The organism is Enterococcus sp. DIV1420a, assembly GCF_051712165.1.
Taxonomy (GTDB): Bacteria; Bacillota; Bacilli; order Lactobacillales; family Enterococcaceae; genus Enterococcus; species Enterococcus faecalis.
The window spans coordinates 240539-254560 of sequence record NZ_JBIOOI010000002.1; the positions used below are offsets into that span (position 1 = coordinate 240539).

Annotated in this window: 20 protein-coding genes and 1 tRNA gene; all 21 read left to right on the plus strand. The window is 37.3% G+C overall.

Annotated features, from left to right (window positions below; all coding sequences use genetic code 11):
• The first annotated feature begins 28 nt into the window (after nucleotides 1–28).
• The 21 genes from IGI80_RS12425 (at nucleotide 29) to IGI80_RS12525 (ending at nucleotide 14013) form a co-directional block, all read left to right on the plus strand.
• Entirely contained in the window at nucleotides 29–949 is a 921-nt protein-coding gene (locus IGI80_RS12425; protein WP_438723656.1) for a hypothetical protein, read from the plus strand.
• Nucleotides 946–1848 carry a tyrosine-type recombinase/integrase gene (locus IGI80_RS12430; protein ID WP_438723657.1) on the plus strand — a complete coding sequence of 301 codons (903 nt, stop codon included), beginning with the start codon at nucleotides 946–948 and terminating at the stop codon, nucleotides 1846–1848. The genes IGI80_RS12425 and IGI80_RS12430 overlap by 4 nt, the downstream gene beginning before the upstream one ends.
• 1 nt (nucleotide 1849) lies before the next feature.
• Complete coding sequence (locus IGI80_RS12435) at nucleotides 1850–2371, plus strand: hypothetical protein (protein WP_438723659.1); 522 nt, start codon at nucleotides 1850–1852, stop codon at nucleotides 2369–2371.
• Between the two features lie 6 nt (nucleotides 2372–2377).
• The gene (locus IGI80_RS12440) at nucleotides 2378–2710 is read left to right on the plus strand and encodes a hypothetical protein (protein WP_438723661.1); all 333 of its coding nucleotides are present in this window, start codon (nucleotides 2378–2380) and stop codon (nucleotides 2708–2710) included.
• 15 nt (nucleotides 2711–2725) lie between these two features.
• The gene (locus IGI80_RS12445) at nucleotides 2726–3160 is read left to right on the plus strand and encodes a YopX family protein (RefSeq protein WP_438724251.1); all 435 of its coding nucleotides are present in this window, start codon (nucleotides 2726–2728) and stop codon (nucleotides 3158–3160) included.
• Nucleotides 3157–3534: a hypothetical protein gene (locus IGI80_RS12450; RefSeq protein WP_438723746.1), complete on the plus strand. Its 378-nt coding sequence runs from the start codon at nucleotides 3157–3159 to the stop codon at nucleotides 3532–3534. Before IGI80_RS12445 ends, IGI80_RS12450 begins: the two co-directional genes overlap by 4 nt.
• On the plus strand, nucleotides 3531–3782 hold the full coding sequence (locus IGI80_RS12455; protein WP_438723748.1) for a hypothetical protein: 252 nt from the start codon (nucleotides 3531–3533) through the stop codon (nucleotides 3780–3782). Before IGI80_RS12450 ends, IGI80_RS12455 begins: the two co-directional genes overlap by 4 nt.
• Nucleotides 3783–3793: 11 nt before the next feature.
• Nucleotides 3794–4315, plus strand: a complete 522-nt coding sequence (locus IGI80_RS12460; protein WP_438723749.1) for a DUF1642 domain-containing protein — start codon at nucleotides 3794–3796, stop codon at nucleotides 4313–4315.
• Nucleotides 4316–4618, plus strand: coding sequence for a hypothetical protein (locus IGI80_RS12465; protein WP_438723750.1), 303 nt, complete (start codon nucleotides 4316–4318; stop codon nucleotides 4616–4618).
• 4 nt (nucleotides 4619–4622) lie between these two features.
• A complete protein-coding gene (locus IGI80_RS12470; RefSeq protein WP_438723752.1) occupies nucleotides 4623–4802 on the plus strand; it encodes a hypothetical protein in 180 nt (59 codons plus the stop codon).
• Nucleotides 4803–5205: 403 nt separating this feature from the next.
• Complete coding sequence (locus IGI80_RS12475) at nucleotides 5206–5622, plus strand: ArpU family phage packaging/lysis transcriptional regulator (RefSeq protein WP_438723753.1); 417 nt, start codon at nucleotides 5206–5208, stop codon at nucleotides 5620–5622.
• 701 nt (nucleotides 5623–6323) lie between these two features.
• Nucleotides 6324–6397 (plus strand) — tRNA-Lys (locus tag IGI80_RS12480).
• A gap of 222 nt (nucleotides 6398–6619) precedes the next feature.
• On the plus strand, nucleotides 6620–6703 hold the full coding sequence (locus IGI80_RS12485) for a putative holin-like toxin (protein ID WP_438724252.1): 84 nt from the start codon (nucleotides 6620–6622) through the stop codon (nucleotides 6701–6703).
• A gap of 468 nt (nucleotides 6704–7171) precedes the next feature.
• Entirely contained in the window at nucleotides 7172–7453 is a 282-nt protein-coding gene (locus IGI80_RS12490) for a hypothetical protein (protein WP_438723754.1), read from the plus strand.
• 51 nt (nucleotides 7454–7504) lie between these two features.
• Entirely contained in the window at nucleotides 7505–8356 is an 852-nt protein-coding gene (terS, locus tag IGI80_RS12495) for a phage terminase small subunit (RefSeq protein WP_438723755.1), read from the plus strand.
• Nucleotides 8337–9656, plus strand: coding sequence for a PBSX family phage terminase large subunit (locus tag IGI80_RS12500; RefSeq protein ID WP_438723756.1), 1320 nt, complete (start codon nucleotides 8337–8339; stop codon nucleotides 9654–9656). The genes terS and IGI80_RS12500 overlap by 20 nt, the downstream gene beginning before the upstream one ends.
• On the plus strand, nucleotides 9647–11074 hold the full coding sequence (locus IGI80_RS12505) for a phage portal protein (RefSeq protein WP_438723757.1): 1428 nt from the start codon (nucleotides 9647–9649) through the stop codon (nucleotides 11072–11074). The genes IGI80_RS12500 and IGI80_RS12505 overlap by 10 nt, the downstream gene beginning before the upstream one ends.
• Nucleotides 11067–11261, plus strand: a complete 195-nt coding sequence (locus IGI80_RS12510) for a hypothetical protein (RefSeq protein ID WP_438723758.1) — start codon at nucleotides 11067–11069, stop codon at nucleotides 11259–11261. The genes IGI80_RS12505 and IGI80_RS12510 overlap by 8 nt, the downstream gene beginning before the upstream one ends.
• Nucleotides 11248–12276 (plus strand): minor capsid protein, encoded by a 1029-nt coding sequence (locus IGI80_RS12515; protein ID WP_438723760.1) that lies wholly within the window; start codon nucleotides 11248–11250, stop codon nucleotides 12274–12276. Before IGI80_RS12510 ends, IGI80_RS12515 begins: the two co-directional genes overlap by 14 nt.
• A 124-nt stretch (nucleotides 12277–12400) precedes the next feature.
• Complete coding sequence (locus tag IGI80_RS12520; protein ID WP_438723762.1) at nucleotides 12401–12982, plus strand: phage scaffolding protein; 582 nt, start codon at nucleotides 12401–12403, stop codon at nucleotides 12980–12982.
• A gap of 2 nt (nucleotides 12983–12984) precedes the next feature.
• On the plus strand, nucleotides 12985–14013 hold the full coding sequence (locus IGI80_RS12525) for a head protein (RefSeq protein ID WP_438723763.1): 1029 nt from the start codon (nucleotides 12985–12987) through the stop codon (nucleotides 14011–14013).
• Nucleotides 14014–14022: the final 9 nt, after the last annotated feature.

Here is a 14022-nt window from a genome sequence, read left to right on the forward strand (position 1 = left end):
AAAATAAATGAATGCAGAGGTGATCAACTTGTCTATATTAATTAAAGATAAATTCGAAGCTTGGCAAAAGGAAGCTCAGGATCGTTTCGATCAGTTAAAAGCAAATGAAGAAGAATTAAATAAAATTTTTATTGAACTTTATGGATTACAAGATGAACTAGACTACCACGTTGACGATAAAGAAGTTTCGGTGTCCTTAGCAGATAGAGAACGTGATATCAAGTCACTTATTAGCTATGCAGTTGGCTGTATGTTCGGACGCTATTCACTAGATGAAGAAGGATTAATATTTGCAGGTGGAGAATTCGACATGTCTCGTTACCACAAATTTTTACCCAACGAAAAAAACTGCTTGTACATCACTGATGACTTGTACGATATCGATGACGATCAAGACATCGTTAATAAATTTATTGAATTTATTACGGTTGTTTACGGAAAAGAAACACTTGAAGAAAATCTTGATTATATTGCCGATGTGTTGCCTGCAAGTGGAAAAAGTCGAGATAAGATACGTAAATACTTTGTAGACGGCTTTTATAAAGATCACTTAAAAACGTATAAAAAGCGCCCAATTTATTGGCAGTTTGATTCTGGTAAAGAAAACAGTTTGAAGGCTCTCATGTACCTTCACCGATATCAACCAGAAAATCTCATGTATCTGCAAACGGATATTATCTCAAAATTAGAAGGCTTCTATTTTCGCCGATCGGAATTAAGAATGAATCAAAAAGAGCTGTCAACAGTTAAAAAAGATCAAAAAAAATATAAAGAAGAACTGCAAAAACTGTCAAAACAGTTAAAAGAATTGTCTGAATTTAAAAAAAGGTTGTTTCCGTTAACAGCAATGGATATTCAACTTAATTTAGATGATGGTGTTGTTGTGAATTATGAAAAACTGCAGACGGATTATTTGGGAAGAAATATGAAAATATTGGCGAGGAGATGATTTTTGTGATGTGGGAAGAATTGCAGCTTTGGGCAGAAACATATCGCAAGCCATTTATTCAAGAGGTAACATTTTTAAAATATGAGCGCACGGTTGAAATAATTAGAGATTTTTTTGGATCGAAACCAACAGCTGAAATAAAGCGCATAGAGCTGCAAAAGTTTTTTAATTTTTTGAGTGATTGTTACGGAAAACGAACAATTAAAACACATTATCAGCATGTTCATGCGTTTTATCAATCGCTCGTCGATGATGGCGAAATTGACCGAAATCCGATGAATAACATCCGATTTTCTGGTGTTGAAAAAAACAAGAAAAAGAAATTTCTTGAAGTTGATGATGCAAACGAGTTGTCTCGCCATTTAGATTTGAAAAATGATAACGATTTGATGATCTATGTTGCACTAAAAACAGGCCTTCGATTTGCTGAAGTTTTAGGACTTACGAAAAATGATTTTTACAAAAAAGGTGATGTCTGCATGATGTCCATTAATAAAACATTTGATTATAAAAAAACGAAACAATTTAAAACTACGAAAACAAATTCTAGTATCAGAGATATCTCAATCGACAGTCGTTTAAGCGATAATGTTATTCGTTTTGCAAATTCTAAAGGTGTAGCAGCTGACGAGTCGATTTTTGGGTGCAAAGCAACAGCAACGCTTAATCGTCGGCTTTTTGAGCTGTGCTCTGAAAATGATATTGAGCCAATAAGCTTTCATGGGCTAAGACATACTCACGGTAGCATGCTTTTGATGCAAGGTATCCCAATGATTTCAGTGTCTAAGCGGCTTGGACACGCTAGCTTGAGCATCACTCAAGATGTTTACATTCACTTGATGAAAGCGCAAGAACAAGAAGACAACGAGCATATCGTTAATTTAATGGAGGCGATTTAATGTGAAACAACGACGTTGGAGTGAAGATGAAGAAATTTATCTTGATTACTTTTTGCATGAACCAGATCAAGATTTTAAAGCAGTTGCAGAATTTTTAGGACGAAGCGTTAAAAGTGTTAGCGGAAAAGCAGACAGAATGCGTAAGCTTGAAAAAAATAAAAGATATCTTAAAAAACGGCATCCCTACTCAGAAAAAGAGATCGAATTTTTAAAACGTAACTATCAAACGATGAAATACAAAGAAATAGCAGTCGCATTGAGAAGATCAGAAATATCTGTGCAAAAAAAGGCATGGCGTCTAGGATTAGAGAAGTTGCATAAACCAATTGAGAAAAAAGAAGAAATACTACGACTTAATGCTAAAGGCTTAAACAGTAAAGAAATTGGGAACATCGTAAACTTGCCGCCAAAAGTAATTAGAGAGTTTTGCACTCGTCAAGGCGTTAAGAATGTGCCTGTCGAAAAAGAAGAATATCAAAAGAAATTTAGAGAAATGGAGACTGCACGTTTTGCAGTGAGGTGAAAATCAATGGAAAAAGCGTTACTTTTAACAAAATATGAACTTGATCATCGTGATCGAGCGCGAGTGATCGAGCTGAATCTTGATCAAAAAACAATCGATTGGATAAAAAGATATTTTAACCAAGCGATTCTTAGGACAGATGTTTCTCTTTATGTGATGGATATGTTTTTTGATCCGATTGGCGCAAAAGACATTAGCGAACGTTTTTGTTTAAAAAATGTGATCGTTTCAAAAAGCTATCTTGACGTTCCTGGTGTGAGAAAGGTTTTTGGGAAAATTGACATTAAAGAGGACTGGATGCCCGATTTCAGAGCTGATGAACTTCCTTGGAAAATTTGAAAGCGAGTGAAGAAGATGATTCCAAAGTTTAGAGCGTGGGATACCTACGAGAAAGAAATGCTAGAAAACGTTACACCTTTGTTTGATGACTCGAATAGTATGATGGCCATAATTACGGATTTTCAGATTAAAGGCAGTCCTGGTACGTCTGAAATAGAGATAGGAAGTTATGATACAACTTTTAATTGGGATGAATTTCCTTATGTCATCATGCAATCTACAGGTTTGAAAGACAAGAACGGCGTTGAAATTTTTGAGGGGGATTTAGTATATTACATTCCTTTCGAATCGCATATAAATAATAGCGTTGTTGTATTTGAAAAGGGTTCATTCTGCACCAAAATGCTAAGAAATGGAAAATTAACATCTGTTAGATTCATTGACAGCGAAGAATATGAAGTTATCGGAAATGTATGGGGTAACCAAGATCTATTGGAGGGAACAGAATGAGTGAATTAAGACATCAAGAAATAATTGATCGGGTCCATTACATGTATTTACAGACGGATGGAACAATAGAATTTCCAAATAGCTTCGAAGGAGACTTGTTAAAAATAGCATATGGAACTGCGGTTCAATCAATTAAGCAACTGCAGCTCAACGAAAATCAGCAAATTGTACTTGAGTGGTTGAAAGCAAATGTTGAACAAGATAACGCAAGTCCAATGTGTGCTATCTTTCTCCTAGGGGAATGGCAGACAAGAATAGGATCAAAAGAGCTTAGGAGCGTAGATATATCTTATTGTTGTTTGAATTCAAAGCAACAAGCGGAAGTTTTAAATGCGTTTAGCCAGTGGTCCTTGGAACAGGAGGAAGCGGAATGAAAGTAATTGATAAAAACAAAAATAAAGCAGTTGAAGTGGATTTTGTGTCAAATCTTGGTGAAGTTTACCATGTGGATGACGATGGTGATAAATATATATTATTCATCCATGAACTCCAGGTAATAAATCCAGAAACATGTGATCACGACTGGAGTGTTTACGCATATCCTACTGGACCATATCCCACTGATATAGAAATGGCAGGACACTGTAAAAAATGTGGTTACGATACTCACGAACAGTTTTAGGAGGAACAGCGATGAATAAACAAGAATTGATTAAAGAATTAGAAAACTGCAAAACAATGGGGTCACATATTGGCGAAGTCGGGGTTAATAGTGGTTTAAATACAGCTATTGACTTAGCAAAACAACTAAACGAACCGAAAAAAGACGTTGTTCCGAAGTTCGTGGCGGATTTTATAGAAGACGGCAACCATTACGATAAAATAGCGTTCTTAGTACATCAGAAGTATTTAGGTATCAACTCGCTCATGAGAGAATGCCCTGTTAAAGACTGGCTTATGTCTGTGGACTATGAAATTGTATTAAGTTTAGTCAACGGCTACGAAGTCGAGACAGAGCCGCTTTATTATGTGAAGTTTGATATTTTATATTTGCAGAAGTATTTAGTTAAAAATGTTGAGACGAACCAGTTCTATTTGTCCAACAATGAAAAAGTTGTCGGTAACTACGAGCAAGTAAGATTCACTGAACAAGAAATCAAAGCAATTGATGAGCGCTATTGGCTGTTTAAAGAGGAAGTAAAGGAGGACGAATAGATGAAACTAAAGTTAGTTAATGTTGAGACTAATCCACACGAAGAAGAAACGGGTTCTTGCGAACTTTGTATGAGTGTTGAAATGGTTAATGAACCTGTTTTCGTTTTTAAAAAAGAAAACGGAGAGATTGTTCGTATCGAAGCTTTTTCGTGGGATTGGGGGCATTATGATGAGGAACTTGTCGAAAATGTTGTAGATTTTGCTGCTTATGTTAGCAAACAGGACTTTGACGAAGCTCAAGAGTTGCACTATGGCTGGTTGTATAATCTTATTTCGGAATACAGATATGGAAGCGGAGACTGAATAAATGGAAGATATCTTAATTATACTGGCTTTAATAACTTACTTTTTGTTAGGCTACATTGTTGGTGAACGTAAATATCTTAAAGCGATGAGAGCTGCGTTTAACTATGAACGAGAATTACCTACAAGTGACTATCAAAAAGGATGGCTTGATTGTTTAGCTTTTTTGATTAATCGATACTAGAAAATAAACGTTTTCTATTTTTTACAATAATTGGATAATTTTCACAACCAATAAAAAAGCCAGCCGACCACTGGCTGACTACAAGATGATTGAAAGCGAATATTCACCAGAAAAGATCAACTAGTTTCCGCTAATTAATCCGTGGATAAGACCTTTATATTAAAACATACTATCATGAAAAAAATTCCTTCTCAAAAAAGTTGCTCAAAACAAAAATAGCCAACTGAACTGCTCAGCTGGCTAATTAAAGGAGTTGATCACTATACAAATGACAACTAATGTAATTATGCCATGTAAAATGTTTTGTTGCAACAAATTAGCAGCAAATAAAAAAAGCCGGATCGCTCCGACTATGGTTAATATTCCCGTCATGAATATTATACCATAAAAGGAGCGATTCCACTTGATTCAATTGTTAAAAGAAGTTGATTTCAATCAGACTAGAGCCAATGCGAGAGCCGTGTTGAAGAATTTTAGACGTTTGGACCGAATAGCTGGTCGTTCCTTAGTAGATGTTCGATCACCAATCATTACAGACATGCCCAAAGGTACAAAGCATGGCAACAAAGCAGAAGATGCGTTGCTCCAGATGATTGATGTCGAAGTAGAGCGTGATGTAATCCTAACGGCTTTGATGTCATTAAGCATCATAAGTCGTCAAATTCTTCACTACAGTTTCTGTGTGCAGGACCATTATTCTAATTACAAGATAGCTAGAGAAGTTGGATATTCTGAAAGAAGTATTCAACGTATGAAATCAGAAGCTTTGATTGAATTCGCGGAAGCTTACCGAAATGGCAAAATAATTGCATATAAATAATTTTTGGCGGTTTTTTGGCGGAAAGTTGGCGGTTTTTATCAATATTTAGATGTTATTATGGTAGTATCGAAAGTCAAAGAAATGGACACATTACACACTTTCTCGTTTAATCACCGTTAGTTACTAGAGATGCAGTAACTACCTGATGCAGGATAAAGCATAGTAAGCGAGGTTAGGCGCGGTATTCTAGCCCAGCATCTGAAGATAAGAACATTAACCAGATCTCTGCGGCAGCTGCTTACGCACCGAGAGCAATTCCTAAACTCATAAAGTAGCAGCTAGGTACGTTTAGGATAAACTTAATCAATTGTTTTGCTGGTGTTTGATTGATTAGTCACTGTGGCGGAAAGGGTAACGCTAATCAGATATAAGAGATCCGTCTCGGTGAGACCGCGTAACGGGTAGGCTGAACGAGATAGCGAGAAACTCTCCCTGAAATTCAGGCACGTATGACGTGTGTTACCTCTATGGCGGAGATACGGTGGATGGAATGAGTTCCCACAGATTCAGCAGGAAGTAAAACGAGGCGTCGTCACACGCCTATCTTATATCGTGCAAGGTTCGAATCCTTGCCAGTGACATAATCATTTTAGCCGTGAAAGTCTGCGAAAGCTACGTCCTGAAGGGAAAACATTCTGACGAGAGTGTGTAAAGGTTAATTTGATTTATTAGCAATTGCTAGGAGGTAGCTCCTTCTGGTATGGCGTGTAGCTCAATTGGTGAGAGCAGTTGATTTTTAATCAAGTACATGCAGGTTCGACTCCTGTCACGTCAATAAGTAGCCCTTGCTGCTTAACTAAATTAGGAAACGTCAATAGATGTTTCTATCCTTCACGAGGAGGCACTAGCTTGTAAGTGTCTCTTTTTTATCTGGTAGAAGAATGAAAAATTATGTATAATAGCTTTTGTAGAAAAGTGAAAAGATGGGGGCAATCCAAAGTCTAGGAGGTGGTGCTTATGAATGTAAGTATCAAATCTAGAGAAAGGAGAGCCTGAGTTGTCAACTTATGAAGTGTTAAGTCTGATGATTGCATTTGCAATGTTAGTCTTAGCTATTAAAGATGACAATAACAAAAAATAAACCATCTTTCGCTTTGGCCAGCAAGATGGTTTAAGTAAGAACTATTAAACTGCCACCGTCTTTTTAACGGTTCTACATGGGGCGTGTTCGTAGCACGTCCTTTTTCTATGTTCATTATAACATGAAACAAAATAAATTCAATCAGGATCGCTTAGGCGGTCTTTTTACTTTTGACTTACTTTTGAAAAAGGTGATAAACGTTGACTTATAGGGTCTTATTCTTTTGAAATACTTTTGAAAAATATATTTTAGAAAGGGTCACTCATTTGAGTGGTCTCTTTTTATGCAAAAAAAACCACTAGACTATGGGAGCTAGTGGTTGGGTAGCGATAACTCATGTTACTTCTGGGGAAGAACCATAAGTAGGGATACATAAAGCATTAGGAATTGCTACCCGATAAAAATATACCAAATAAACTATTGATTGTCTTTAAAAGGACATATGCCATGGACAGAAGGAGGGACAACATGCCGGATTATTACAACGAAAAACACTATCCTAGCCCGACACAGTTTGAAGCAGAAAAGCGCATTGAACAGGGAAATTATTGGTACATAGCTTTAGATGAAATTCATCTTGATAGTGCGCGGATTAAGAGTATTCAACGCTTAACGAACGCAACGATTGTCGAGTTTGGCACTGAAGCTACGCCAGCTGAAATTGATCGTTACAAGTTGGTGTACTGTGGTCATGGGCGCTGGAAGGATAAGCATGTACAGAAGTATTTGAGAAAGTATGTAAAGGGTTAATTACAAAAACAAACTCAACTATCAACATGAAAAGCGAGGTGGTGTTAATGGATGGCTAGAAAAAGAGACCCTCGTCGTGATGAAGCTAAAAAAATATGGCTAGATTCAGGTGGGAAAAAGGTTCTTAAAGAATTAGCTAGTGAACTAAATGTTTCTGATTCTCAAATTAGGAAATGGAAATCTGTCGATAAATGGGCGAAGGAATTAAAAGGTAACGTTACTAAATCGAATAGTAACGTTACCCATAAAGGTGGAGCGCCGCCAGGCAATGAAAATGCTAAAGGGAACAAAGGAGGCTCTCCTCCAAAAAGAAATAAGAATGCTGTTAAAACTGGTGAATACGAAACTATATTTTCTGACTTACTATCAGACGAAGAAAAGGACATTTATTATACTCTGAATGATGATCCTTTTTTTATTTTGGATGAAGAAATAAGAATACTAAAAGTTCGTCAATATAGAATGCTTAAACGTATTAAAGAAGCCGAGTCTGGTTTAAATGATGAAGAAGTTGAACGTTTGCAACAGTTGAGAAAAGTCAAAGAGCCATCGGTAATTGATGGAAAAGTGGTTACTATCAAAAGAGAAGTTTTAAAAGATGTACAAGTAACGCGTAAGACCTTTAGAAAGTTAGATGACATCTTAGCTATAGAAGATGCGTTGACTCGTGTTAGTAATCAATTAACTAAGTCAATTAAGCAACTGAATGAATTATCACTGAATCAAGATAAAAAAGTTCTATTTGGTCGTCAAACTGAAAAATTAGATGCTGAAATTAGACGTCTAAAGATTCAGAATGGCGAAGTTGAACAGGATGAAATTGGTGATGACGGATTTGTTGATGCGATCAAAGGAATAGCAAATGATCCGGAGGTGTGGTCTGATGGCGACATCGAAACGTAAGCCGAAAATGAAGGTGGTTTTTAAGTTTAAACCATTCTCAAAAAAGCAGAAGCAAGTTTTGTCTTGGTGGGAGAACCCGAAATATAAGGACAAAGAAGCGATCATTTGCGATGGGTCCGTTCGTGCAGGCAAGACGGTCATTATGTCGCTATCGTTTATTATTTGGGCTATGTGCTCATTTGATGAAGAACAGTTCGGAATGGCTGGAAAAACTATTGGATCGCTTAGGCGAAATGTGATTCGTCCACTAAAGAAAATGCTACGTGGTCGGGGATACGCAGTCAAAGATAACCGGACTGACAATATTCTAGAGATTAGCCGTAATGGAAAAACAAATTACTTTTTCTTATTTGGTGGTCGTGACGAAAGTTCACAGGACTTAGTACAAGGGTTAACTGCAGCAGGTTTCTTTTTTGATGAAGTCGCACTGATGCCGCAATCATTCGTTAATCAGGCAACCGCCCGATGTGATAAAGATGATAGTAAGCTGTGGTTCAACTGCAACCCAGCCGGACCGCATCATTGGTTTAAGCTTGAATGGATTGACAAATTAACAGAGAAAAACGCAATACGAATACACTTTGAGATGACAGATAATCCTTCTTTGAGTCAGAAAGTGATTGAACGCTACAAAAGAATGTATTCAGGAGTATTCTATGACCGATATATTCGTGGGTTATGGGTTCTATCAGAGGGGATTATCTTTGATAACTTTGATAAAGATACAATGGTGGTTGATTTGCCACCAGAGACGACTTATAAGCAAAGCTATGTAAGTTGTGACTATGGTACTCAAAACGCAACAGTCTTCAAACTGTGGAGTTTGCCGTACAATTCTGGCGGTAATGAGATGGACTTTTGGTATTGTCGGGATGAATTTTATTATTCAGGGCGTGAAAGTAGCAAACAGAAGACGGATACTCAATTTGTTCAAGAGATGGAAGATTTTTATTCTAAACATGACCTCAACAAAAAGAAAGTTAAGGTTATTCTTGACCCGTCAGCAGCTTCTTTTAAAGCAGCGTTAAAACAAGCTGGATTTATTGTTAAATCAGCTAAAAATGATGTGTTAGACGGCATCAGAACGATGATGTCACATATGGATAATGCGAAGGTTAAGTGGTCTAGCAAATGTAAGAATACTTTTAAAGAATTTGGTTCTTATATTTGGGACGAGAAAGCGGCTGACCGTGGAAAAGACGAACCTGTTAAAGATCATGACCATTGTATGGATGCAGATAGATATTTTATTTATACGATACTTAAGACAAAACAAGGAGGTGTGAGCGTTTGGAAATAGCAGCGATTAAGAAAATAATTAAAGAAAATATAAGAGGTTATCCAGCTAAAGTAGCTCGAATAAAAAAAGCTGAAAAGTATTATCAAAATGAGAACGACATTTTAAGACGTAAAAATCCATTAGAAGATAAGTTAAAAGAGAAAGATTCAAATAACCCGTTGCGCAATGCTGATAATAGGATTAGTCATCCCTGGCACTGGCTACTTGTTGATCAAAAAGCAGCCTATACGATGACCGTTCCGCCTGCGTTCGACGTGGATAATAACGATTTAAACAAAGAAATTACTAAGCTTTTAGGTGATAGCTTTCCTAAAATCGCAAAAGATTTATGTGTTAATGCGTCAAATGCTGGTATCGCTTGGCTTCATATTTGGAAGGATGAGGAACATAAAAACTTCTTTAAGTACGCCGTAATTGACAGTAAACAGATTATTCCTGTTTATTCTAAACGATTAGACAATAAGCTTGAGGGAATTCTTAGAATTTACGAGGATTACAATGAGAACGGCGAAGTTGTTGTCATCTATGAATATTGGAACGATAAAGAGTGCAATGCTTTTAGCAGACCTAAAAACAAGACGATTGACGATTTGGAAGAGTATACCATTGTGGATATGTATGATGTAGGAACCGGCGAAAAAGCTGCTTCAACAAATACTTATACGCATGACTGGGCAGCTATTCCTTTCATTCCGTTTCGTAATAACCCGTCTGAGTTATCAGATCTTAAGAAATATAAGAAGCTTATAGATGTTTATGACAAGGTGTATTCGGGATGTGTTAATGATTTGGATGATATTCAAGAAATCATTTTCGTTCTTACTAATTATGGAGGAGCAGACAAAAAAGAATTTCTTGATGATTTACGAAAATATAAAATGGTCAAAGTTGAAGATGACGGCCAAGGTGCTAAAGGCGGCGTGGAGACGTTAGCCGTTGAGATTCCTATTGAGGCACGAATCAAGATTCTTGAGGTAACGCATGACGCAATCTTTCTTCAAGGACAAGGAGTAGATCCTCAAAAAAATATCGGTCAAAATAATTCTGGTGCAGCACTTGAATATATGTACTCGCTATTAGAGCTCAAAGCATCTATGCTTGAAACAGAGTTTCGGCAGGGGTTCGCTGAATTAGTACGTTTCATTCTTAAATATTCTGGTAAAGATGCCGATGGCAGCATTGAGCAGAAATGGACACGTACATCCATCAAAGACGATGGCACAATGGCAGATATTATCGCTAAATTAGCCTCTAGTACATCACAAGAAGCCATTGCTCGTAATAATCCACTAGTTGAGGATGCAGACAAAGAATTAGCCGCTCTAAAAAAAGAGGGCGAAGATGATTCACGGAGCGAGGAGGATTTTAGAAAACCTAAACAGCTCGAAGAAAAGAAGGAGGATATAGAATATGGTTAATATTATTATTCTGGCGTTGTTAATTGTATTAGTAGTTAACCAGCTTTACTTAAACTACAAAAGAGACGCAAGAGAAATACGAGAACATGAGCTGCAAATAAAAGCTTTGGAAACTCATATTTCCGCAAGTGAAGCTATTAGAGATAATTATATCTTCGAGGATGTGACTGAGGATGTCGAAGAATAAACTGCCATACTGGAAACGTCGTTATCTACAAATAGCGATTGATAGAGATAAACAAGACTTAAAATATATTTCTAGCATGCAATCACGTTACAGAGAGCTATCTAGGTCCATTCGTAAGGGTATAAACGAGTGGCTGAGTAAATATGCCACTAATGAGGGAATTAACGCAGAAGAGACTAGAAAGCTACTCAGCAAGGACGAACAAAAGAGTTGGAAAATGACACTTAAACAGTTCCGAGCGAAAGCTATCAAAGGCGGCTATGATCAAGAATTAAACAGTGAGTACTATCGTTCACGTATTAGCCGACTTGAACAACTTGAACGGCAAATATATTTTGAAATGGCTGATATGGCTAATGCCGAAGAAAATAGGCTGGCTGAATATTTAACAGAAACACTTAACGAGACTTATCTACGCTCAATCTATGAGCTGACAGATAGAGGCTCTTTTTCTTTGCCGTTTGATAAGTTTAATTCAACCGCATTGCAACTAGCTATCTCTAAACCGTGGATGGGCAGCAACTTTTCTAGGAGGATTTGGAAAAATCATTTAAAAACCATCCCCAATAAATTGTCTAAGTCGCTTTCAGAAGCTATCGTCAAAGGTTGGGGCGTTGATAAAACTGTAAGCTCAATGATGGAAGGAATAGATAAGAGCTTGCGTAATCGTATGACTACGCTAGTACAAACTGAGTCAGCTCATATAGCTGAGGTTGCTAGTGACAAGTCGATGGCTGAGACTGGAATCACTCGTTGGGAATGGCTAGCTACCTTAGAAACACATACGTGTGCTAGATGTGCTGACTTAGACGGGAAAGAATTTGCGACAGATGATGATTCAGCTCCCAATTGCCCGGACCATCCGAATTGCCGTTGTACTCGTGTACCAGCCATTGAAGGTTGGGTATCTAATTCAAGATGGCATAGAGATCCAATCACTGGTAAAGGTAGTGTTGAGGAGTATCAGACGTTTAATGAGTGGAAAAAAGAGCATATCAAAAGACACTCCAATTAGATAATTATCGAAGTCTAGCTCTCTAGGCTTTTTATTTTGCAATAAATCGACCTAAACAAGTCGTTAAACTGTTTAATCCAATCGTGGTCGTAGCCACGTTAAAACTCGAAAGGATGTAGTAAAAATGAAAAGAGAAGATTTAAAAGCTTTAGGTCTAACAGATGAACAGATTGAGTCAGTGATGACCGCTCATGGCCAAAGTGTACAATCACTAAATACTCAAGTAGCTACGTTGCAACAGTCAGAAAAAGAATTACAGAGCCAAGTATCTAAACGTGATGCAGACCTTAAAAAGATTCAGAAGGATAACTCAGATAATGAGGAGTTAAAGGCTCAAATTAAAGATTTGCAGAGAGAAAACGCTAATCAAGAAACGAAGTATCAAGAGTCTTTAGTAGCAATTCAGCGTGACTCTGCTTTAAGTAGCTTGTTAACTGAAACCAAAGCTAAAAACCCTAAAGCAGTCGCAGCTCTTTTAGACAATGATAAAATTGTTTTCAAAGACGGTGAATTGTCAGGGGCTAAAGAACAGCTAGAAGCACTGCAAAAATCAGATGGTTACTTATTTGATTTAGGAACTAAACCAGGTGGATACAACCCGTCTGCAGGTCAAGCTGTCATAAATTATGCTTCATTTGAAGAAGCGATGGAAAAAAATGATGTAGACGGCTTCTTACGTCAACAATTAGAAAGTGAGGAAATTTAACAATGGCAAATGAAATGACAAAATTATTAGATGCTATTACACCAGAGCAGTACACAAAATATACAAATACAAAAGCAGAAGCGCACTCAGCTTTCATTCAGTCTGGAATTATGGTACCAACACCGGCATTAGATCAAATGATTATAGCAGGTGGTAAATATGTAACCATGCCAGAGTGGACACAAACCGGATTAACTGACCAAGTTTTGGAAGAAGACACGGACCTAGAAACTGGTAAAAACGGAAGTGCTGCACAGATTGCTCCAGTGCTTTATCGTGGAACAGGTGCGGCTTACACGGACTTGGTAGCAATTATTGCAGGGAGTAATCCAGTAACTCAAATCCTAAATGATTTTGCAGACTATACGTTACGCTCTGATCAAGAAATTATGCAACAGATCATTAAAGCTTTGTTTGCTAAGGGAACCGGACAAAACAAGGGGGCATTGTTAGATTCTCATGTTTCAGACCAATCGGGAGCAAAAAATCCTGTTATTTGTCCGGAAATGGTTATTGATGCACGCTCCATTTTAGGAACGTCTCGTAGTAAACTAGCAGTCATTGCTTTACATTCAAAAGTAAAAGCAGAGTTGGAAAAACAAAACGTACAGACTAAGCACTATATCCCAGCAAGTGACTCTAAGTCAGGATTCGATACTTATTTGGGTATGAGAGTTGTAGAAGATGATTCCTTATTACCAGATGCTAACGGAGTGTATGAAACCTACTTGTATGCTACCGGAGCATTTGGTAGAAATACGGCAACACCAGCCGATATGGTGACTTATGAGCCAGACCGTGACAAAGCAAAAGGTAACAATATGCTTTATGTACGTCGCTCTCGTGTTATTCACCCATTTGGTCTTAAATTCAATTCTACTCAAGTATCAAAAGTTACGCCAACTAACGCTGATTTAGCGCTTGCTAAAAACTGGGAAAAAGTTCATGAAGATAAGAAAATCGGGTTAATTTGTTTACGCCATAAAATTAGTGCTGATTTAACTGAAATCACTCCACCAGCTGCTAGCTAGGTGATTCAT

Bases quoted from the DNA above. Each gene is read 5' to 3' on its own strand.
- IGI80_RS12430 (WP_438723657.1), top strand. From the start codon at position 946: ATGATTTTTGTGATGTGGGAAGAATTGCAGCTTTGGGCAGAAACATAT.
- IGI80_RS12440 (WP_438723661.1), top strand. From the start codon at position 2,378: ATGGAAAAAGCGTTACTTTTAACAAAATATGAACTTGATCATCGTGAT.
- IGI80_RS12445 (WP_438724251.1), top strand. From the start codon at position 2,726: ATGATTCCAAAGTTTAGAGCGTGGGATACCTACGAGAAAGAAATGCTA.
- IGI80_RS12450 (WP_438723746.1), top strand. From the start codon at position 3,157: ATGAGTGAATTAAGACATCAAGAAATAATTGATCGGGTCCATTACATG.
- IGI80_RS12455 (WP_438723748.1), top strand. From the start codon at position 3,531: ATGAAAGTAATTGATAAAAACAAAAATAAAGCAGTTGAAGTGGATTTT.
- IGI80_RS12460 (WP_438723749.1), top strand. From the start codon at position 3,794: ATGAATAAACAAGAATTGATTAAAGAATTAGAAAACTGCAAAACAATG.
- IGI80_RS12465 (WP_438723750.1), top strand. From the start codon at position 4,316: ATGAAACTAAAGTTAGTTAATGTTGAGACTAATCCACACGAAGAAGAA.
- IGI80_RS12470 (WP_438723752.1), top strand. From the start codon at position 4,623: ATGGAAGATATCTTAATTATACTGGCTTTAATAACTTACTTTTTGTTA.
- IGI80_RS12490 (WP_438723754.1), top strand. From the start codon at position 7,172: ATGCCGGATTATTACAACGAAAAACACTATCCTAGCCCGACACAGTTT.
- terS (WP_438723755.1), top strand. From the start codon at position 7,505: ATGGCTAGAAAAAGAGACCCTCGTCGTGATGAAGCTAAAAAAATATGG.
- IGI80_RS12500 (WP_438723756.1), top strand. From the start codon at position 8,337: ATGGCGACATCGAAACGTAAGCCGAAAATGAAGGTGGTTTTTAAGTTT.
- IGI80_RS12510 (WP_438723758.1), top strand. From the start codon at position 11,067: ATGGTTAATATTATTATTCTGGCGTTGTTAATTGTATTAGTAGTTAAC.
- IGI80_RS12515 (WP_438723760.1), top strand. From the start codon at position 11,248: ATGTCGAAGAATAAACTGCCATACTGGAAACGTCGTTATCTACAAATA.
- IGI80_RS12520 (WP_438723762.1), top strand. From the start codon at position 12,401: ATGAAAAGAGAAGATTTAAAAGCTTTAGGTCTAACAGATGAACAGATT.
- IGI80_RS12525 (WP_438723763.1), top strand. From the start codon at position 12,985: ATGGCAAATGAAATGACAAAATTATTAGATGCTATTACACCAGAGCAG.